The organism is Ruixingdingia sedimenti (assembly GCF_031432425.1).
Taxonomy (GTDB): Bacteria; Pseudomonadota; Alphaproteobacteria; order Rhodobacterales; family Rhodobacteraceae; genus Ruixingdingia; species Ruixingdingia sedimenti.
The window spans coordinates 21,498-41,316 of the sequence record NZ_JAVKPH010000028.1 but is presented as its reverse complement, the minus strand read 5'-3'; the positions used below and the strand labels follow the sequence as shown (position 1 = coordinate 41,316).

The 19,819-nt window shown below is 70.3% G+C and carries 19 protein-coding genes and 1 tRNA gene; 11 read left to right on the top strand and 9 right to left on the bottom strand.

Features of this window, described 5'->3' with window-relative positions; translation table 11 throughout:
* Nucleotides 1-29: 29 nt before the first annotated feature.
* The 5 genes from RGD00_RS18305 to RGD00_RS18285 form a co-directional block, all read right to left on the bottom strand.
* Nucleotides 30-815, bottom strand: a complete 786-nt coding sequence (locus RGD00_RS18305) for a crotonase/enoyl-CoA hydratase family protein (protein WP_310458721.1) — start codon at nt 813-815, stop codon at nt 30-32.
* The gene (locus tag RGD00_RS18300) at nt 812-1,669 is read right to left on the bottom strand and encodes a hydroxymethylglutaryl-CoA lyase (RefSeq protein WP_310458720.1); all 858 of its coding nucleotides are present in this window, start codon (nt 1,667-1,669) and stop codon (nt 812-814) included. The genes RGD00_RS18305 and RGD00_RS18300 overlap by 4 nt, the downstream gene beginning before the upstream one ends.
* Nucleotides 1,662-3,665: an ATP-binding protein gene (locus RGD00_RS18295; RefSeq protein ID WP_310458719.1), complete on the bottom strand. Its 2,004-nt coding sequence runs from the start codon at nt 3,663-3,665 to the stop codon at nt 1,662-1,664. Before RGD00_RS18295 ends, RGD00_RS18300 begins: the two co-directional genes overlap by 8 nt.
* 10 nt (nt 3,666-3,675) lie before the next feature.
* Entirely contained in the window at nt 3,676-5,283 is a 1,608-nt protein-coding gene (locus tag RGD00_RS18290) for a carboxyl transferase domain-containing protein (protein ID WP_310458718.1), read from the bottom strand.
* A gap of 153 nt (nt 5,284-5,436) precedes the next feature.
* On the bottom strand, nt 5,437-7,116 hold the full coding sequence (locus tag RGD00_RS18285) for an AMP-binding protein (protein WP_310458717.1): 1,680 nt from the start codon (nt 7,114-7,116) through the stop codon (nt 5,437-5,439).
* Between the two features lie 395 nt (nt 7,117-7,511).
* Here RGD00_RS18285 and RGD00_RS18280 point away from each other — a divergent pair, with 395 nt between their 5' ends.
* The 5 genes from RGD00_RS18280 to RGD00_RS18260 are packed head-to-tail and all read left to right on the top strand — an operon-like array spanning nt 7,512 to nt 11,543.
* A complete protein-coding gene (locus RGD00_RS18280; protein WP_310458716.1) occupies nt 7,512-8,522 on the top strand; it encodes an ABC transporter substrate-binding protein in 1,011 nt (336 codons plus the stop codon).
* Nucleotides 8,519-9,556, top strand: a complete 1,038-nt coding sequence (locus RGD00_RS18275) for a FecCD family ABC transporter permease (RefSeq protein ID WP_425603437.1) — start codon at nt 8,519-8,521, stop codon at nt 9,554-9,556. Before RGD00_RS18280 ends, RGD00_RS18275 begins: the two co-directional genes overlap by 4 nt.
* Entirely contained in the window at nt 9,553-10,323 is a 771-nt protein-coding gene (locus RGD00_RS18270; RefSeq protein WP_310458714.1) for an ABC transporter ATP-binding protein, read from the top strand. The genes RGD00_RS18275 and RGD00_RS18270 overlap by 4 nt, the downstream gene beginning before the upstream one ends.
* A gap of 11 nt (nt 10,324-10,334) precedes the next feature.
* On the top strand, nt 10,335-10,763 hold the full coding sequence (locus RGD00_RS18265; RefSeq protein ID WP_310458713.1) for a pseudoazurin: 429 nt from the start codon (nt 10,335-10,337) through the stop codon (nt 10,761-10,763).
* Between the two features lie 3 nt (nt 10,764-10,766).
* A complete protein-coding gene (locus RGD00_RS18260) occupies nt 10,767-11,543 on the top strand; it encodes a class I SAM-dependent methyltransferase (protein WP_310458712.1) in 777 nt (258 codons plus the stop codon).
* A gap of 61 nt (nt 11,544-11,604) precedes the next feature.
* Here the strand turns inward: RGD00_RS18260 and RGD00_RS18255 are convergent.
* A tRNA-Thr gene (locus RGD00_RS18255) sits at nt 11,605-11,679 on the bottom strand.
* A gap of 60 nt (nt 11,680-11,739) precedes the next feature.
* Nucleotides 11,740-13,416 carry an ABC transporter permease gene (locus RGD00_RS18250; RefSeq protein WP_310458711.1) on the bottom strand — a complete coding sequence of 559 codons (1,677 nt, stop codon included), beginning with the start codon at nt 13,414-13,416 and terminating at the stop codon, nt 11,740-11,742.
* 124 nt (nt 13,417-13,540) lie between these two features.
* Here RGD00_RS18250 and RGD00_RS18245 point away from each other — a divergent pair, with 124 nt between their 5' ends.
* Nucleotides 13,541-14,416 carry a hypothetical protein gene (locus RGD00_RS18245; protein ID WP_310458710.1) on the top strand — a complete coding sequence of 292 codons (876 nt, stop codon included), beginning with the start codon at nt 13,541-13,543 and terminating at the stop codon, nt 14,414-14,416.
* Nucleotides 14,417-14,588: 172 nt separating this feature from the next.
* Here RGD00_RS18245 and RGD00_RS18240 read toward each other — a convergent pair whose 3' ends face one another.
* Nucleotides 14,589-14,843 carry a DUF2312 domain-containing protein gene (locus tag RGD00_RS18240; RefSeq protein WP_310458709.1) on the bottom strand — a complete coding sequence of 85 codons (255 nt, stop codon included), beginning with the start codon at nt 14,841-14,843 and terminating at the stop codon, nt 14,589-14,591.
* Nucleotides 14,844-14,964: 121 nt separating this feature from the next.
* Between RGD00_RS18240 and RGD00_RS18235 the strand changes: the two genes are divergently transcribed.
* The 5 genes from RGD00_RS18235 (at nt 14,965) to rimO (ending at nt 19,216) form a co-directional block, all read left to right on the top strand.
* Nucleotides 14,965-15,180, top strand: a complete 216-nt coding sequence (locus RGD00_RS18235) for a hypothetical protein (RefSeq protein ID WP_310458708.1) — start codon at nt 14,965-14,967, stop codon at nt 15,178-15,180.
* 117 nt (nt 15,181-15,297) lie between these two features.
* Complete coding sequence (locus tag RGD00_RS18230) at nt 15,298-15,900, top strand: GcrA family cell cycle regulator (RefSeq protein WP_310458707.1); 603 nt, start codon at nt 15,298-15,300, stop codon at nt 15,898-15,900.
* Nucleotides 15,901-16,101: 201 nt separating this feature from the next.
* A complete protein-coding gene (locus RGD00_RS18225) occupies nt 16,102-16,908 on the top strand; it encodes a crotonase/enoyl-CoA hydratase family protein (RefSeq protein WP_310458706.1) in 807 nt (268 codons plus the stop codon).
* A 317-nt stretch (nt 16,909-17,225) separates the two neighbouring features.
* Entirely contained in the window at nt 17,226-17,543 is a 318-nt protein-coding gene (locus tag RGD00_RS18220) for a DnaJ family domain-containing protein (RefSeq protein WP_310458705.1), read from the top strand.
* Nucleotides 17,544-17,830: 287 nt separating this feature from the next.
* Nucleotides 17,831-19,216, top strand: coding sequence for a 30S ribosomal protein S12 methylthiotransferase RimO (rimO, locus tag RGD00_RS18215; protein ID WP_310458704.1), 1,386 nt, complete (start codon nt 17,831-17,833; stop codon nt 19,214-19,216).
* 248 nt (nt 19,217-19,464) lie between these two features.
* Here rimO and RGD00_RS18210 read toward each other — a convergent pair whose 3' ends face one another.
* Entirely contained in the window at nt 19,465-19,797 is a 333-nt protein-coding gene (locus RGD00_RS18210; protein WP_310458703.1) for an arsenate reductase family protein, read from the bottom strand.
* Between the last annotated feature and the right edge of the window lie 22 nt (nt 19,798-19,819).

Below are 19,819 nucleotides of genomic sequence, written 5' to 3'. Positions count from 1 at the left end.
GGCCGGAACCGATCCCCGGCCGTATCCCGCTATTCGGCCCAACGGGGTTTGCCTTTCGCCAGAAAGGCGGCGATCCCGTGGGCGGCCTCTTCGCCTTCCCAGGTATCGGCAAGGCGCCGGATCGTGTCGTCGATCACCCCGGCGTCGATCCGCGGGCCGAGCGACCGCGCCAGCGCCTTCGCCGCGCCCACGGCCCCCGGCGCCACCGAAAGATAGGGGGCGACCTCGCGCTCGACCGCGGCGTCGAGGTCGTCGGCCGCGACCGCATGCGCGATGATGCCCAGCCTTTCGGCCTCTGCCGCATCGAAGATCCGGGACGACATGAAGATCCGGCGCGCGTTGCCCTCGCCCATGCGGGCGACCACATAGGGCCCGATGGTCGCCGGTATCAGGCCGAGCCGCGTTTCCGTCAGCCCGAATTTCGTCGCCCGGTCGGCCACGGCGACATCGCAGACGCAGGCGATGCCCACCCCGCCGCCGAAGGCCCCGCCATGGATCCTGCCGATCAGCGGCACCGGCATCTCGTTCAGCGCGTTCAGCATCTCGGCCAGCTTGCGGGCCTCGCGCATGCGGGCGGGCCGGTCGGCCCCGATCTGCGCCTGCATCCATTTCAGATCGCCGCCGGCACAGAACACCTTGCCGGCGCCCGCCAGCACGACAGCGCGGATGCCGGGCCGCGCGCCAAGATCCTGCGCCACCGCGGTCAGTTCGGCGATCATCTGCGCGGACAGCGCATTGCGGTTTTCCGGTGCGTTCAGGGTGACATGGGCGACGCCACGGCCATCCAGAACGATGTCGAGGGTTTCATAGCTCATCCCACACTCCTCAGCCCCCGTGCGAAAACCGCGGCCTTGCCCAGGCGGTCCGGGTCGATGCCGGTCTCGAACCCGCGCGCGTGCAGCAGGCCCACGACCGCCTCGGTCGCGACATTGCCCCTGGCCCCGGGCGCATAGGGGCAGCCGCCGAGCCCGCCGGCGGAACTGTCGAACACCCGCAGGCCGCGGCGCAGGCTGACCTCGATATTGTCCAGCGCGCGGGCATGGGTATCGTGGTAATGCCCCGCCAGCCGCCCCGCCGGAACGGCCGACAGCACGGCGTCGAGCATCCGGCCCACCGTCTCGGGCGTGCCGGCGCCGATCGTGTCGCCCAGGCTGACCTCATAGCAGCCCATCGCGATCAGCCGCGCCGCGACCTCTGCCACCTTGGCGGGGGGTGTCGGGCCGTCATAGGGGCAATCGGTCACGCAGGACACATAGCCCCGGACGGGGATCCCCGCCGCCCCTGCCGCATCCAGAACGGGCGCGAACCGGGCGAGGCTTTCGGCGATGGAACAGTTGATGTTCTTCCGGCTGAACCCTTCGGAGGCCGAGGCGAAGACCGCCACCTCGTCGGCCCGTGCCGCCAGCGCCGCCTCGAACCCCTTCAGGTTCGGGGTCAGCGCGGCATAGGCGACGCCCGGACGGCGATTGATGCCCGCCAGCACCTCGGCGGCGTCGGCCATCTGCGGCACCCATTTCGGGCTGACGAAGCTCGTGACCTCGATCTTGCGCAAACCGCAGTCCGACAGCAGATCGACCAGCCGGATCTTGTCGGCGGTCGGGATCATCCGCTTTTCGTTCTGCAAGCCGTCGCGCGGCCCCATCTCGAAGATCGTGACCTGTTCAGCCATGCGCCGCCTCCAGCGTCAGCAGCAGCGTTCCGTCCTGCACCTGATCCCCCGCGGCGGCGAAAACCTCGGCGACGATGCCGTCGCGCGGGGCCTTCAGCGCATGTTCCATCTTCATCGCTTCCAGCACGAACAGCACGTCGCCCTGCGAAACCGCATCGCCGGGGCGGGCGGCGGCCATGCGCACCAGCCCCGGCATGGGCGCGACGACGGTATCGCCGCTGGCCTGCGCCTCTGCGGCATCGGCCAGCGAATCCGGCAGGGCGAAGGTGAAGCTGCGCCCCGCGGCAAAGACCGAAACCGTCCCGCCGTCCGCGACCAGATCGGCCCGGAACCGGCGGCCGTCGATGGTGATCCGATAGGCGGTGCCCCCCGCGGCCTCGACGGCAAGCGCGACCGTTCGGCCATCGCGGCTGGCCCGGTACCGCCCCATGCCGAGGGTGGCGACCGACAGTTCGAACCGTTCGCCCGCCGCCTCCAGCGTCACGAACTGCCGCGCCTCGGTCCAGTGCCGCCAGCCTGCCAGCAGATCCCACGGATCCTGCCCGGCAGGTTCCCGCAAAAGCCCGAGCCCGCCGAGCGCCGCAAGCGAAAGCACATGGTCCGGCGCGTCGGGCGGCGCGGTCAGCGCGTCGATGTCGCGCGCGATCAGCCCGGTATCGACCTCGCCCCGGGCGAAGCCTTCGTGGCGCGACAGGGCGCAGAGGAATTCGAGGTTGGTCACAGACCCCGCCACATGGCAGTCCTGCAAGGCCGCGTTCAGCATGTTCAGCGCCGCCGCCCGGGTGGGGCCGTGGACGACGACCTTGGCGATCATCGGGTCGTACCAGGGGCTGATCGTGTCGCCCTGCCGCACGCCGCTGTCGATGCGCACGCGGCCGGGGCCGAATTCCGCGCCTTCGGGGAAGGACAGGTACCGCAGCACCCCCGTCGCCGGAAGGAAGCCCTTGGGCACGTCCTCGGCATAGACGCGCGCCTCGAAGGCCCAGCCGTCGATGGCCAGATCCTCCTGCCGGACCGGCAGGGGTTCGCCCGCCGCCACGCGCAGTTGCAATTCGACGAAATCGAGCCCGGTGATCGTCTCGGACACCGGATGTTCCACTTGCAGGCGGGTGTTCATCTCCATGAACCAGAACCCGTCCTCGCGCAGCGGGCCGGATCCGTCGACGATGAATTCCACCGTCCCCGCGCCCGCATAGCCGATGGCCCGGGCCGCCTCGACCGCGGCCCTGCCCATGGCGGCGCGGACATGTTCGGGCATGTCCGGCGCGGGGGCTTCCTCGATGACCTTCTGGTGGCGGCGTTGCAGCGAACAGTCGCGTTCGAACAGGTGGATCACGTTGCCATGGGCATCGCCGAAGACCTGGATCTCGATATGCCGGGGCTGGGTGACGTATTTCTCGATCAGGCAGGCCGGGTCGCCGAAACTGGCCTTGCCCTCGCGCTGCGCCCCTTCCAGCGCCGCCGCGAAATCGGCCGGTTTCTCAACCAGCCGCATCCCCTTGCCGCCGCCGCCCGCGCGGGCCTTGATCAGGATGGGATAGCCGATCCTGTCCGCCTCTGCCGCAAGGAACGCCACGTCCTGCCGTTCGCCGTGATAGCCCGGCACCACCGGCACGCCCGCCTTCACCATCAGGGCCTTGGCCGCGTCCTTGAGCCCCATGGCGCGGATCGCGCTGGCGGGGGGGCCGATGAAGACAAGGCCCGCAGCCTCCACCGCCGCGACGAAATCGGGGTTTTCGGACAGAAAGCCGTAACCGGGGTGGATCGCCTCCGCCCCCGTCGCCAGCGCGGCGGCGATGATCCGGTCGGCCCGAAGATAACTTTCGGCCACGGCGGGCGGGCCGATATGGACGGCCTCGTCGGCCATCGCCACATGTTTCGCATCCGCGTCGGCGTCGGAATAGACGGCGACCGTCTTGATGCCCAGCTTGCGCGCCGTCACCATCACCCGGCAGGCGATCTCGCCACGGTTCGCGATCAGGATCTTTCTGAACATGTCCCTGCTCCTACATCCTGAACACGCCGAAGCGCGTATCCTCGACCGGCGCGTTCAGCGCCGCCGACAGCGACAGGGCCAGCACCTCGCGCGTCTTGCGCGGGTCGATGATGCCGTCATCCCAGAGCCGGGCCGAGGCATAGAGGGGATGGCCCTGCCGTTCGAACATCTCGATCGTGGGGCGCTTGAAGTCGGCCTCTTCCCCGGCGGTCCAGGTGCCCCCTGCCCGTTCGATCCCCTCGCGCCGCACGGTGGCCAGCACGCCCGCGGCCTGTTCGCCCCCCATCACGGAAATGCGGCTGTTCGGCCAGGTCCAGAGGAACCGCGGGCTGTAGGCGCGCCCGCACATGCCGTAGTTGCCGGCGCCGAAGGACCCGCCGACCAGCAGGGTGATCTTGGGCACGCTGGTGGTGGCCACTGCCGTGACCAGCTTGGCGCCATCCTTGGCGATGCCGCCGTTTTCGTATCTGCGCCCGACCATGAAGCCGGTGATGTTCTGCAAGAACACCAGCGGGATCTTGCGCTGGCTGCACAGTTCCACGAAATGCGCGCCCTTCAGCGCCGATTCCGAAAACAGAACCCCGTTGTTGGCGACGATGCCGACGGGCATGCCCATGACATGGGCGAACCCGCAGACCAGCGTCGTGCCGTAGCGGGCCTTGAATTCGTCGAAACGCGATCCGTCGACCACCCGCGCGATCACCTCGCGGATGTCATAGGGGGTGCGCAGGTCGCCCGGCACGATGCCGAGGATTTCCGCCGGGTCGTACAGCGGCGGTTCGGGGGCCTGCCGGTCGAGCTGCGCCGGTTTGGTCAGGTTGAGCCCCGCAACCGCCCGCCGGGCGAGCGCCAGCGCGTGCCGGTCGTCATTGGCCAGATAGTCGGCCACCCCCGACAGGCGCGTATGCACGTCGCCCCCGCCCAGATCCTCGGCGCTGACCACCTCGCCGGTGGCGGCCTTCACCAGCGGCGGGCCGGCAAGGAAGATCGTGCCCTGGTTCTTCACGATGATGGCGACGTCCGACATCGCCGGAACATAGGCCCCGCCCGCGGTGCAGGACCCGAGCACGACCGCGATCTGCGCGATGCCCTTGGCCGACATGTTCGCCTGGTTGTAGAAGATGCGCCCGAAATGGTCGCGGTCGGGGAACACCTCGTCCTGGTTGGGCAGGTTCGCCCCGCCCGAGTCGACCAGATAGATGCAGGGAAGCCGGTTCTGTTCGGCGATCTCCTGCGCGCGCAGGTGTTTCTTCACCGTCATCGGGAAATAGGTGCCGCCCTTGATGGTCGCGTCGTTGCACACGACCATCACCTCGCGCCCCTCGACGCGCCCGATGCCCGCCACCATCCCGGCTGCGGGCGAGGCATCGCCGTACATGCCATGCGCGGCGAACATGCCGATTTCCAGAAAGGGCGAACCGGGGTCGAGCAGGCGCGACACGCGTTCGCGCGGCAAAAGCTTGCCGCGGCCCACATGGCGTTCCCGCGCCGCCTCGCCGCCGCCGGCGATGGCGCGGGCCGCGGCCTGATGGATGCCGTCCATCGCCGCTTCATGCGCCTGGACATTGGCCGCGAAACTCTCTGACCGTGTGGAGATTGCCGAAGTCAGGACCGCCATGGGATTGCCGCTCCGTTGAGATGTTGAAAGCGCCGGCGACAAGGGCTCTCGCCGCCGGACCTGTTCATGATGCCGTCCCCGGGATCCTTGCCCAGCCCCCGGCTGCACGCAACACTTCCGTCGCGGGGGCCGGTTCCGGCGATGGCCGCAGGATCAGGCATGCGCAGCGCCCCTTTCCGCGGCGGCCTCTGCCTCGGCCATCCGGCGCAGTTCGGCGCGGATGATCTTGCCGGTGGTGGTCATCGGCATCTCCTCGACGAAGCGGACGACGCGGGGATATTCATAGGCCGCAAGGCGGGATTTCACATGGTCCGCGATCTGCCCGGCCAGCGCATCCGATGGCGAAAACCCCTGCCGCAGAACGACATAGGCGGCGACCACACAGCCGCGCAGGTCGTCGGGCTTGCCCACGACACCGGCCAGTTGCACCGCCTCGTGGGTCAGCAGGCAATCCTCGATCTCTGCCGGGCCGATGCGATAGCCCGCCGACCCGATCACATCGTCGTCGCGGCCCAGGAAATGCAGCCGGCCATCGTCATCCCGCGTGCCCTGATCGCCGGTCAGAAGCCAGCGCCCGTCCGGGCCGTCGACGAACTTGCGTTCCGTGGCCTCGGGGTTGTTCCAGTAGCCGAGGAACATGACCGGATCCGGCGCCCGCACGGCGATGGCGCCTTCGGACCCGGACGGCCGGACCGCCCCGGTGCAGGGATCGACGACTTCGACGACATGGCCCGGCACGGCGCGGCCCATCGAGCCGGGCAGCGGCGGTTCCAGCGCCGAACAGCAGGACACGACCATGTTGCATTCGGTCTGGCCGTAGAATTCGTTGATCGTGGTGCCGAACACCTCCTGCCCCCAGGCGATGAGTTCCTTGCCCAGGGTCTCGCCCCCGCTGGCGACCGAGCGCAGTTTCAGCCCGTATCCGGCGGCATCGGGCACCTGCCGCATCATCTTGAGCGCGGTGGGCGGCAGAAAGACGTTGCGCACGCGATGCGCCTTCATCAGTTCGAACGCGGTTTCGGCGCGGAACTTGGGCAGGCGGCAGGCGACGACCGGAATGCCGTGATGCAGCGCCGGCATCAGCACATCCAGCAGCCCGCCGATCCAGGCCCAGTCCGCGGGCGTCCAGAAACGGTCATCGGGATGGGGCAGGAAGTTGTGGCTGATCTCCACCCCCGGAAGATGCCCCGGAAGGACGCGATGCGCGTGCAGCGCCCCCTTGGGATTGCCGGTCGTGCCCGAGGTGTAGATGAGGATCGCGGGATCCTCGGCCCGGGTCGGGACGGGCGTGTAGTCCCGGCCCTGCCCGTCGCAGAGATCGCGGAACGACACCGCGCCGTGCCCGGCCCCGTCGATGCAGAGGACGGTTTCCAGATCCGGCAGCCGGTCGCGGATCTGCGCCAGCTTGGCCGCGCCTTCGGCGTTGGTGATCACGGCCTTCGCGCCGGAATCGCCCAGCCGGTGCAACAGCGCCTCGGCGCCGAAAAGCGTGAACAGCGGGATCGAGACGCAGCCCATCTTGAAAACCGCCACATGCGCCACCGCCGTCTCGAACCCCTGCGGCAAAAGCACCCCCACGCGGTCGCCCACAGGCCCCCGGCGCCCGATGCCGAGGGACTGGAGCGCATTGGCCAGCTGGTTGGACCGTCTCTTCAGGTCGAGGAACGTGTGGTTCCGGCCGCGGTTCTGCGGATCGACCTCGATGATGGCAAGGCGGTCGGGGTCCCGGTCGGCCCATTTGTCGCAAACATCCACGCCGATGTTGTAATCCTCGGGGATCCGCCATGCGAAGCTGCGCCGGATCTCTGCATAACTCGCCTTCGCCTCGATCATTCCGTTCCTCCTCCGGCAGGAAAGCATCCCGTCTGCGCGCCGGCGCGGTGGCGGAATGCGGTTTCCTCGGACCACTATAACCCCGTTCGCCGGCCATCCGCTTGCGCATCGCGGCCTATGCGTTTGATCCAGAGCGCCACCCGCCCGGCCCGGACGGGGCTTGACGCAACCCCGCCCTGCCCTGCTCTCGGCGGCAATCCGGCGTCCCGCCCCCGCCGCGGCGCAGGCCCGGCAGCCGGGAAACCGCTGCGAATGGCTGAAATCCCGCCGGCAGGAATGGCACTCTCGATCAAACGTCCGGGCCGGGGCGTACAAGCACCCGGCCGCGCGAAACGGCTATGATCGCACCAAGCCGGGCGGACCGGCTCGGACAACGACGTGCGGGAGGAAACATCATGCACAGGCTGCCGGCGGCGATTGCCATCACCCTCACCCTTGCCCCGGCGGCATTCGCGGGAACCGAATACCCCCTGACCCTGACCAGCTGCGGCCACGCGATCACCATCCCCGAGGCCCCCGACAGCGTGGTCAGCATCGGGCAGGGCACCACCGAGATCCTGTATATGCTGGGTCTGGGCGACAGGGTGGCCGGCACCGCGCTCTGGATCAACCCGGTCCTGCCGGAACTTGCCGGGGTGGACGCGAAGGTCGCGCGGCTGGCCGACAACGCCCCCAGTTTCGAAAGCGTGCTGGCCCGGCGGCCCGGGCTGGTGGTGACGGCCTATGAATGGATGATCGGCCCGCAGGGCGTGGTCGGCACGCGCGAGATGTTCGACGACGCGCAGATCCCCAGCTGGATCATGCCCACCGACTGCATCGGCAAGGACAATACCCAAAGCATGGACGGCGCGCGCACGGTCATGTTCGACACCGCGCTGATTTATCAGGGGATCGCGGATCTGGCGATGATCTTCGACGTCTCAGACCGCGGCGAGGATCTGATCGCCGGACTGAAGGCGCGCGAGGCGGCGGCGGTCGAAAAGGCCCGGGCGCTGGACCTGCCCGAGAACGTGTCGGGCGTGTTCTGGTATTCGTCGGCCGATATCGGGATCGACCCCTATGTCGCGGGCATGAACGCGGTGCCGGGCTGGATGCTGTCGACACTGGGGGTGCGGAACGTCATCGCCTCGCAAGAAGAATGGCCGACCGTGGGCTGGGAAACCATCGCCAAGGCCGACCCCACCTTCATCGTCACGGCAGAGATGAACCGCCGCCGCTTTCCCGCCGACGACATCGCGGTGAAGCGCGAATTCCTGACTTCCGACCCCGTGACCAGCGAACTGGAGGCGGTGAAGCAGGGCCGCATCGTGGCCATGCAGGCGCATGCGATGGACCCCTCGGTCCGGTCGATCTTTGCGCTCGAGATGCTGGCAGAGGCGCTGGCCGGGTTCGACCTGTCGAAATGACACGGCGCCCCGCGACCCGGAGCATGGGCTGGATCTGGCTGGCCCCCGCCGTGCTGGCCGCGGCGCTGCTGTTCGGCACGGCGGTGGGCGAGACGCGGATCCCGCTATCCACCGTCATCGAGGTGCTGGCGGTCAAGGCGGGGCTGGCCGACCGCGCCGTCGACGTGATCGACGCCAGCGTGATCTGGCACTATCGCCTGTCGCGGACCGTCGTGGCCGCCTGCGGCGGGGCGAGCCTTGCGCTGTCGGGGCTGATCCTGCAGGCGCTTTTGCGCAATCCGCTGGCCGAGCCCTATCTGCTGGGCATCTCGGCCGGCGCCTCGACCGGGGCGGTCATCATCGCGGTCGCGGGCATCGGCGGCGGGTTGGTCAGCATGTCCGCCGGGGCCTTCGCGGGCGCGCTGACCGCCTTTGCGCTGGTCACGGGGCTGGCCTATGTCGCGGGCGGCGGAACCGGGCTGCGCGGGGCGGGGGTCATCATTCTGGCGGGCATCGCCGGGTCGCAGATGTTCAACGCGCTGACCGCGCTGATCATCGCGCAATCGGCCAGCGCCGAACAGGCGCGGGGCATCATGTTCTGGCTTCTGGGCAATCTTTCGGGCGTGCGCTGGCCGGATACATGGCTGGCGCTGCCGATCGCGGGCCTGGGGCTGGGGGTGACGCTGTGGTATGCGCGCGCGCTCGACGCCTTCACCTTCGGCGCGGAGGCCGCCGCATCGCTCGGCATCGACCTGCGGCGCACACAGGCGGTGCTGATCGGCACGGCCGCGCTGATCACGGCGGTGATGGTGTCCATCGCCGGGGCCATCGGCTTTGTCGGGCTGGTCGTGCCCCATGCGATGCGCTTTCTGGTCGGCACCCGCCATGCCCGCCTGGTGCCTGCCACGGCGCTGGCGGGGGCGGTGTTCCTGGTGGTGTCCGATGTGGCCTCGCGCATCGTCATTCCCGGGCAGGTCCTGCCCATCGGCGTGATCACCGCGCTGGTCGGCGCGCCGGCCTTCGCCATCGTGATGATCCGGGGGCGGCAGCGATGACGCCGCTGCTGGAGGTCATGGGCGTCAGCCGCACCGTGCAGGGGCGCGATATCGTTTCCGATGTCAGCCTGCGCCTGCACCCGGGCGAGATGCTGGGCCTGATCGGGCCGAACGGTTCGGGCAAATCGACGCTGCTCAACCTCATGGCGGGGCTGATGCGGCCCTGCCGGGGCCGGGTCTGCCTGCACGGCCAGCCGATGGACCGCCTGCGCCGCCGGCAGATCGCCCAGCATCTGGCGCTGGTCGCGCAATCCGCCGAGACCGGCGACCGCATCACCGTGCGCGAGGCGGTGGAACTGGGCCGCACCCCGTGGCTCGGCCCGCTGCGGCCGTGGCGCGCCGAGGACGACACGGCCGTCGCGGCGGCGCTCGACGCCGTGGACATGGCGCATATGGCGGCGCGCGACTGGTCCTCGCTGTCGGGGGGCGAACGCCAGCGGGTCCATATCGCGCGGGCGCATGCCCAGACCCCCCGGATCCTGCTGCTGGACGAGCCGACCAACCATCTGGACATTCACCACCAGATCGGCATCCTCGACCTGATCGCCGGGCTTTGCGTGACCACCGTCATCGCGCTGCACGACCTGCACCACGCGCTGCGCTGCGACCGGGTTCTGGTCATGCAGGCGGGCCGCTGCGTGGCGCTCGGCCCCCCCGCCGAGGTGCTGACCCCCGCCCTGATTCGCAGGATCTTTGCCGTCGAGGCCGAACTTGTCCCCCATCTGGGCGGGGGCCGCCCGGTCTTCGCCTTCCAACGCCTTTCGTGAGAGGACATCCCATGCCGCTGCGTGCCGCCCTTGTTGCCAGTCTCCTGCCCCTAGCGGCCATGGCCGAGGTGCATGAGGTCAGGATGCTCAACCGCAACGGCACCGGCCCGATGCCGTTCGAGCCGGAATATCTGGTGATCCGGCCCGGCGATACGGTCCGGTTCCTCGCCACCGATCCCGGCCACAACGCCGCCACCATCGCCGGCATGATCCCCCAAGGGGGCCAGAAGTTCATCGGCAAGATCAACGAGGAAATCGAGGTCACGCTGGATGCGGAAGGCATCTGGGGCATCAAATGCTCGCCCCATTACACCATGGGCATGGCGATGCTGATCCAGGTCGGCGACCGGCCCGCGACCGGGGCCGACCTGCCCGACGACCTGCCCGAGGCCGCGCGCCGGCGGATGCTGGACATCCTCGCCCGGCGGGATGCGAACTGACCGATGCTGAACCGCTCGATCAAGGACGACATCCGCGACTATTGGGCCATCCGGGCGGAAACCTACGACCGGAGCCCCGGCCATGGCCTGATGGCCGCGCCCGAGGCCGCCGCCTGGCGCGCGCTGATCCGGCGCCATCTCGGCCCGGGCGAGGGCCGCCACGCCATGGATCTGGGCTGCGGCACCGGCACCATGTCGCTTCTGATGCGGCAGGCGGGATTCAGGGCCACGGGGCTGGACTTCGCGGAACCGATGCTCGCCCGCGCCTGCCGCAAGGCGCAGGGGGCCGGCGCCCCCATCCGCTTCGTCATCGGCGACGCCGAAAACACGCTGGAACCCGATGGCCGCTACGATGCCGTCATCGCGCGCAACCTTCTGTGGACCCTGCCCGACCCCCACGCCGCCCTGCACGAATGGCTGCGGATCCTGAAACCCGGCGGGCGGCTTCTGGTCATCGACGGGGATTTTGCCCGCGAAAGCCTGATCGGGCGCCTCCTGCCTTTGCTGGACCGGCTGTTCGGCAGGATGCAGGACAGCCACAGCCTGGTGACTGCGGCGCAGTGGCGCGAACACGGGCGGATCATGGCGCAACTGCCCTTCGGCGGCGGCCTGCGCGCGCCGGATGTCGCCGGTCTTTTCGACGATGCGGGCTTTACCGGCCTGCGGCACGAGAACCTTCGCACGCTGCACAGCCGCCGCTGGCCTTTCTGGTCCCGCGCACGCCTTGCCGCCCTCGGCCAGCACCGCTTTGCCGTATCGGGGATGAAGCCGGGGCTGTAAGCGGACGCGCGGGCCACGCGGGCCGGAACCGCGCACCTGCACCGGCGCCATGGGGGTGGACTGGTGCCGGCAGAGGGACTTGAACCCCCGACCCCCTGCTTACAAGGCAGACGCTCTACCGCTGAGCTATGCCGGCGCTGCGTTCTGATAGCGGGCGGGGGGCGGCAGGGTCAAGGGGCGGGTCAAGGGGCGCGCCTCAGCCCCGGCCGCGCGCCGACAGGCCGCGCATCAGCAGCAGCACCGCCGCCACCCCCACCGCCGTGACCAGCAGCGCCGGGGGGGCGGCATCGCCCAGGGCCTCGGTGCTGGCCTTTTCGTAGACCCGCGTGGACAGCGTGTCGAAACCGAAGGGCCGCAGCAGCAGCGTCGCCGGCAGTTCCTTGACGCAATCGACGAACACCACCAGCAGCGCCATCCCGACCGAGCCCCGCATCAGCGGCAGATGCACCGCCCGCAAGGCCCCGCCCGCGCTGCGGCCGAGCGACCGGGCGGCCATCGGCAGGCCCGGCGCGATGCGGCCGAAGGCGGTGTCCACCGCCCCCTGCCCCACGGCGAAGAACCGCACCACATAGGCCAGCACCAGCAGCGCCGCCGATCCGGTCAGGATCAGCCCGGGATCGTGCCCGGTCAGCGCCAGCACCGCATCCGCCACCCGGTGGTCCAGCGCCGCCATCGGGATCAGCAATCCCACCGCCAGCACCGCCCCCGGCGCGGCATAGCCGAGCGTCGTCAGCGGCAGCAGAAGCCGCGGCACCTGCCGCCCCGACAGCCGCACCCCATAGACCAGCACCAGCGCCAGCCCCACCGCGCCGAAGGCCGCGAACCCGCCCACCATCAGCGTGTTGGTGAAGGCCCGCACCAGCCCCGGCGCGAACCATGCCGCGGGCCGCCCCGCGGCGTGGTGCAGGATCACCGCCACCGGCAGCACGAACCCCGCCAGGACCGGCACCGCGCACAGCCCCGCCGCCAGCCAGCCCCGCGCCCCGCGCAGGGCCTGCGGCGTCACCGGCCGCGACTGCCGCACCGCGCGGTGGAACCGCAGCCGCCGCCGGCCCACCCGCTCGACCGAGGCCAGCGCGAAGATCACCGCAAGGCTCACCAGCGCCAGTTGCGCCGCGCCCCCGGCATTGCCGCCCGACAGCCAGACCGAAAAGATGCCGGTGGTCAGCGTCTGCACGCCGAAGAAGGTGACGGCGCCGAATTCGTTCACCGTCTCCATCAGCGCCAGCGCGACGCCCGCCGCCACCGCAGGCCGCGCCAGCGGCAGGCCGAGCCGCCAGAACATCCCCCAAGGCCCGGCGCCGAGGGCGCGCGCGACCTCGTAGACATTGGCCGACTGCTCGCGGAAGGCCGCACGGGCCAGCAGGTAGACATAGGGATAAAGCGCCGCCGACAGCACCGCCGCCGCCGCCCCGCGCGACCGCACCGGCGGAAACCAGTAGTCGCGCGCCGACTGCCAGCCCATGAGCCCGCGCAGCGCCGTCTGCACCGGCCCCGCGTAATCCAGCAGATCCACCAGCGCATAGGCCCCGATATAGGCCGGCAGCGCCAGGGGCAGCAGCAGCGCCATGTCCAGCACGCGCGATCCCGGAAAACGGTACATCGTGACCAGCCACGCCGCCCCGGTGCCCACCGCCGCCGTCAGCACCGCCACCCCCGCCATCAGCACGCCGGTATTGGCCAGATAGCGCGGCAGCGTCGTCGCCGCCATATGGGGCCAGATGTTCTCGGCCGGGTTGAAGGCCATCCAGACCACGGCGGCCACCGGCATCAGCACCAGCGCCGCGATCGCCGCCGCGGCGACGGACCAGCCATCCACCCGCGGCAGGCGGAGGGCGCGGGGGGAAAGGTGACTCTTTTGCTCGGCGGCCATCGGCGCGGGCTTACAGGAAAGCGGTTTCCCTGTCCAGAAATCCGGCTATGATCCGCGCGCAGGCGGGCCGGGCCGCGCAACCGGGCCGGGGCCGGGCAAGAACAAGCCGTTGAAGGGCAGGCGGATGCAGCTGATTTTCCACCTCGGGGCGCATTGCACCGATGACGAGGCGCTGGTGAAGTGCCTTCTGACGAACCGCGACCGGCTGGCGCCGGCCGGCATCAGCATCCCCGACCCCGGGATCTACCGCTCGCTTCTGCGCGACGCGCTGGTGGCGCTGGAAGGCCAGCCCGCCACGCCCGAAGGCGCGGCGGCGCTGCTGGACGGCATCCTGCCGGACGAACACGCGCGCCGCGCCGTGATGGGATGGGACGCCTTCCTGGGCTTTCCCCGCTTCGCCCTGCGGCGCAACCAGTTCTACCCGGCGGGGCCCGACCGGGCGCGCGCGCTGGCGGGGCTGTTTCCCGGCCATCAGGTGGAATTCGCGCTGGCGCTGCGCAACCCGGCCACCTTCCTGCCGGCGCTGTTCGAACGCCAGAAGACCCGCAGCCATGCCGAGTTCCTCGAGGGCTGCGACCCCGCGGCGCTGGCTTGGTCGGACCTGGTGGACCGCATCCGCGCCGCCTGCCCGCAGAGCCCGCTGACCGTCTGGGCCGACGAGGACACGCCGCTGATCTGGCCGGAACTGCTGCGCGTGCTGACCCGACACCCGGCGGGGCTGGACCTCGAGGATACCGACATCATCCTGCGCACGATCATGTCGCCCGAGGGGCTGGCCCGGATGCACGACTACCTCGCCCACCACCCGCCGCAGACGGAACTGCAACGCCGCCGGATCGTGTCGGCCTTCCTCGACAAGTTCGCCCTGCCCGACCGGATCGAGGTGGAACTGGACATGCCCGGCTGGACCGACGAACTGGTCGAGCGCCTCACGCTCGCCTACGAGGCCGATATGGAACGGATCGCGGATACCCCCGGCGTCACCTTCATCGCCAGCTGACCTCCGCATGCCCGGCCCTTCCGCCGGCGCCGGGGGCCAGCCCCCGGACCCCCGGGATATTTGGGGACAGAAAGTGAAGAAGGGCTGTACACTTGGCCGCCTTTCTTCACTTTCTGTCTGAAAATATCCCGCGGGGCGCCGGCGGGTGCGCCGGGGGAACGCCCCCGGACGCTCAGTTCATCCCGAGCGCGGCCTTGTACATCTCCAGCACCGCCTCTTCCTCGGCGATGTCGTCGGGCTTGCGCTTGCGCAGCGCGATGACCTTGCGCATCACCTTGGTGTCGTAGCCGCGGCCCTTGGCCTCGGCCATCAGTTCCTTCTGCTGCTCGGCCACGTCCTTCTTTTCCGCCTCGAGCTGCTCGAAGCGTTCGATGAACTGGCGCAGTTCGTCGGCGGTGACGCCGTAGGTGTCGATAGGATCGCTCATGTGCCTCTCCGGGTCTGCGGCCCCATCCCTAGCGGGGCGGCGGGCGGGGTTCAAGCGGGGGCCGGGTTGCGCGCGGGCGCCGGGCAGGCTAGGGCAACGGGGCGGCAAGACGGGGGATCGCATGGGCGGGCTGATCTGGGTGGGCACGGCGGCGACGGCCGCGGGCATCGGCGGGCTGTTCTGGTGCATCTGGCAGGTGACGCGGGCAAAGCGCGCGGGGCTCGACGATGCGGCGCTCAGGGCGCGGCTGCAACGGATCGTGGTGCTGAACCTCGCCGCGCTCGGCGTCTCGGCGCTCGGGCTGGCGCTGGTGATCGCGGGCATCGTTCTGGGCTGATCCGCCGCATCTGCGGCGCGGCCCTTGCGCCACCGGACCCGAGCCTGTATCTGGTTCGCGCAAGATACCGCCCCGCCCGGCATCCCGCCGCCGCCGGGACCAGACCGGAGGTCATGCATGTCCTGGACAGACGAGCGCGTCGAGACGCTCAAGAAGATGTGGGCCGATGGCCAGAGCGCGAGCCAGATCGCCAAGGAACTGGGCGGCGTGACGCGCAACGCGGTGATCGGCAAGGTCCACCGCCTGGGCCTGTCGAACCGCGTCGGCGGCACCGGCCGGCCCGAGGACGAGGAACCCGCGGCAGAGGCGCCGGTGGCAGAGGCCCCTGCCCCCGCACCCGCCGCCGCCGAGGCGGCGGAGGAAGCCGCCCGCCCCGAACCGGTGCGCGCCGCGGCCGCCGCCCCTGCCCCGCAGGCCCCCGCCGCGGCCCCCGCCGCGCGCAAGGCGCTGGTCCCCGCCGGCACGCCCCTGCCGCCGCAGCCCGCGCAGAACGAGATCAGCCCCGAGGCGCTGGCCTCGGTCCGCGAGGTGGAAAAGCGCGCCCGCAAGCTGACACTGATGGAACTGACCGAACGCACCTGCAAATGGCCGATCGGCGACCCGGCGACCGAGGATTTCTGGTTCTGCGGCCTGCCGACCCAGCCCGGAAAACCCTATTGCGACGCCCATGTCGGCGTGGCCTTCCAGCCGATGAGCGCCCGGCGCGACCGCCGCCGCTGAGACTGCGGCGGCGTTGCCGGAAGGCCGCCGTCCCTGAGGATGCAGCCGGGCGCGGCCTCTCATCGCCGCGGCGGCGAGGGTTCCCGCCCTCTGCACTCGCCCCGGGGTCCCTCGTCCCTGACGTTGCGCCCGGCGGCCGCACGGCCCCTTGTCAGCGCGCCCGGGCCCCGACACTCTGGTGCGGCAAAGGGGGGGCCAGCCATGACCGACAGCGACCGCATCCGCATCACCCGCGCCGAGGGCGTGGTGGAAATCGCCCTGAACCGCCCCGACAAGCGCAACGCCTGGGACATGGCGATGTTCGACGCCCTGACCCGCGCGGGCGAGGCGCTGGCGGGCGAAGAGGGTCTCGTCGCGGTGATCCTGCACGGGGCGGGCGGGCATTTCTCCGCCGGGCTCGACATGGCGATGTTCGCCGCGATGGGGGCCGACATGGCGGCGCTCAGGGCCGAGATCCTCGGCCCCCCTGCCGAAACCCCGCCCCGCGCCAACCGTTTCCAGCGCCCCTGCACCGTCTGGGCCGAGGTCCCCGCCCCGGTCATCGCCGCGGTCGAGGGCGTGGCCTTCGGCGCGGGGCTGCAACTCGCGCTCGGCGCCGATCTGCGGATCCTCGCGCCGGACGCCCGGCTGTCGGTGATGGAGGCGCGGTGGGGCCTGATCCCCGACATGGGGATCAGCCAGACCCTGCCGCCGCTGATGCCCGCCGACCGGGCGCTGGACCTGATCCTGTCCGCGCGCGAGGTCGGCGCGGAAGAGGCGCTGGCCATCGGTCTGGCCACCAGCATCGCCCCCCACCCGCTGGTCGCCGCCCGGGCGATGGCGGCGGCGCTGGCAGAGGTCTCGCCCGGGGTGCGCGCGGGGGCCAAGCGGCTGGTGCGCGCAGGCTGGCAGGGGAACCCCGCGGCACTGCGGCTGGAGGCAGAGATCCAGGCCGCCCTCATCGGCAGCCCCGACCAGATGGAGGCCGTCGCCGCCCGCCTGTCCCGGCGCCCGCCCCGGTTCGGCTGACGGCCCGCGGGCCGGATGGCCGAACATGGCCGCATGCGCGCCGGATCGCCGGTCTGCGGCACGATGCCGCCCTTGCCGGCCGGAAAATAGATCATACGATTCCCGAAACGGTCCTGTATCCTCGCGGAAGAACGCGGGGCGATGCCAATATCTTCGCGCGGGCCCCATTCCCGCGGTTTGCCGGCCGCGCGGGCGATCGTCGGCGCGCAGACCGCCGTCGGCCCGCATGGCCCTGAGGGATTGGCGATATTCCGGCCCGTTTTCGATGGACTCGAACGCGGGTTCCTCGCTGCACGGCACAACGCGGGAGAAAGCGCATGAAGTTTTCCAGGATGGCCGAAAGGCAGATCCGCAAGGCGCAGGCCGAGGGGCAGTTCGACAACCTCAAGGGGGCGGGGAAACCGCTGGACATGTCCGGTGACGGCAGCGCGGATGCCGTCGGTTTCCGCATCATGGCCGAGGCCGGGGCCCTGCCGCGCGAAATCGAGCTGCGCAAGGCCGTGGAGGAACAGACCCGCATCCTGCACGCCGCCCCCGATGAGGAAACGCGCCGGCGCGAGATGAAGAAACTTGCCGATCTTCAGCTGCGGCTCGACATCGAACAGGAAGCGCGCCGGCGCTTCTATGGCGACTGAGGGCCCGGCAGAGCGGACGAGGATACCGGGGCAAGCCCCGGCCTGCGCCCCCCCGGCCCCGGCGACCGGCCGGGTGACAAGCCCCACCCGCCGCATGGGTATTTCGGAAAAGGTGAAGCCGCGAGGCGCACCCTTCCCCGCAAGGGTCCGCCCCTCACTTTCTGTCCGATAAATATCCCCGCCGGAGGCTCCCGCACTCTCCCCCGGGCCCGGCCTCGGGCGGGGGCACGCCCGCCCCCTTACACGGCCCCTTTTCGCGCAGCCCGCGCAGCGTTATATGCGCCGGAATGAGCCAGAACCCGCCCAGCCTCCGCCCCGATCTCGCGCCCGCCCCGCGCATCGCCGACACACGCCGCCCCGGCCAGCCGACCATCGGCATGGTCAGCCTCGGCTGCCCCAAGGCGCTGGTGGACAGCGAAAGGATCCTGACGCGGTTGCGCGCCGAGGGCTATGCCATCAGCCCCGACTACAAGGGCGCGGATGCGGTGATCGTGAACACCTGCGGTTTCCTCGACAGCGCCAAGGCCGAAAGCCTCGACGCCATCGGCGAGGCGCTGCGCGAAAACGGCAAGGTGCTGGTGACGGGGTGCCTCGGCGCGGAACCCGACTATATCACCGGCGCGCATCCCAAGGTCATGGCCGTCACCGGCCCGCATCAGTACGAGGCGGTTCTGGATGCCGTCCACCGCGCCGTGCCGCCCTCGCCCGACCCGTTCGTCGACCTGCTGCCGCCGACCGGGGTCAAGCTGACCCCGCGCCACTACAGCTATCTGAAGATCTCTGAAGGCTGCAACCATGCCTGCAAGTTCTGCATCATCCCCGACATGCGGGGGCGTCTGGTCAGCCGCCCCGTCCACGCCGTGCTGCGCGAGGCCGAAAAGCTGGTGCAGGCGGGGGTGAAGGAACTGCTGGTGATCAGCCAGGATACCTCGGCCTACGGGCTCGACCGCCGCCACGACCGCCACCCCTGGAAAGGGGCAGAGCTGCGCAGCCACATCACCGATCTGGCGCGCGAACTGGGGCGGTTGGGGGCCTGGGTGCGGCTGCACTATGTCTATCCCTATCCGCATGTGCGCGACCTGATCCCGCTGATGGCCGAAGGGGGGGTGTTGCCCTATCTCGACATCCCCTTCCAGCACGCCCATCCCGACACGCTCAGACGCATGGCCCGCCCCGCGGCGGCGGCAAAGACGCTGGACGAAATCGCCGCCTGGCGCGCCATCTGCCCCGATCTCGTGCTGCGCTCCACCTTCATCGTGGGCTACCCGGGCGAGACTGAGGCAGAATTCCAGACCCTGCTCGACTGGCTGGACGAGGCGCAGCTGGACCGGGTGGGCTGCTTTCAGTACGAAAACGTCGCCGGGGCGCGGTCGAACGCCCTGCCCGATCACGTGGCGCCCGAGGTCAAGCAGGACCGGTGGGACCGCTTCATGGAAAAGGCGCAGGCGATTTCGGCGGCCAAGCTGGCGGCGAAGGTCGGCCGCACCATCCCGGTGATCGTGGACGAGGTGGATGCCGATGGCGCCACCTGCCGCACCCAGGCCGACGCGCCGGAAATCGACGGCAACCTCTTCATCGACGCGGGATTCGAGGGGCTCGCCCCCGGCGACATCGTGGAGGTCGAGGTGGAAGAGGCCGGGGAATATGATCTTTGGGGCCGGCTGCGGGGCTGAGGCCAGGCCGGGGCCGACCCTCTGGGGCAAAATCCCGTCTCTACACTGAGCCGCGAACACCGGCCGCTCTCCCGCCCGCCGCGCCGAAGGCGCGGCCCGGCCCAACCGGGCGTGGTGGGAAAGGGCCCCGCAGGGGCGCTTTTCCATCGCGGACGGGCGGGAGCATCCCCGGGTCGGATCGGCATTCACCCCCTCCGCCGGGTCAGGCTTCCCGTGATCTCCGCTTTCCACCGCCCCGCCCAAAGGGATCAGAGATAGCGCGCCTGCACCTCGTCGGACCAGCCGATGGTCCAGCCCTGCGGGCCCCGGATCACCGGGCGCTTCATCACCGTGGGCTGTGCCGCGATCTGCGCCTCGGGCTCGGACGCCTTGAGGAAATCGGAAAAGCTGCGGTAGGTCGGCGAGGTCCTGTTGATCGCAGCACCACCGAATTCGGTGACGATGGTGGCGATTTCGGCCTCCGACAGCGGGTCCTTGCGGATGTCGCGGAAGGTGACGGCATGCCCCGCGCCCTCCAGCGCCTTGATGGCCTTGCGGCAGGTGTCGCAGGTGGGAATGCCGTAGAGCATGAGCGTATCCATCGGGCGGCGCCTTTCCATTGGG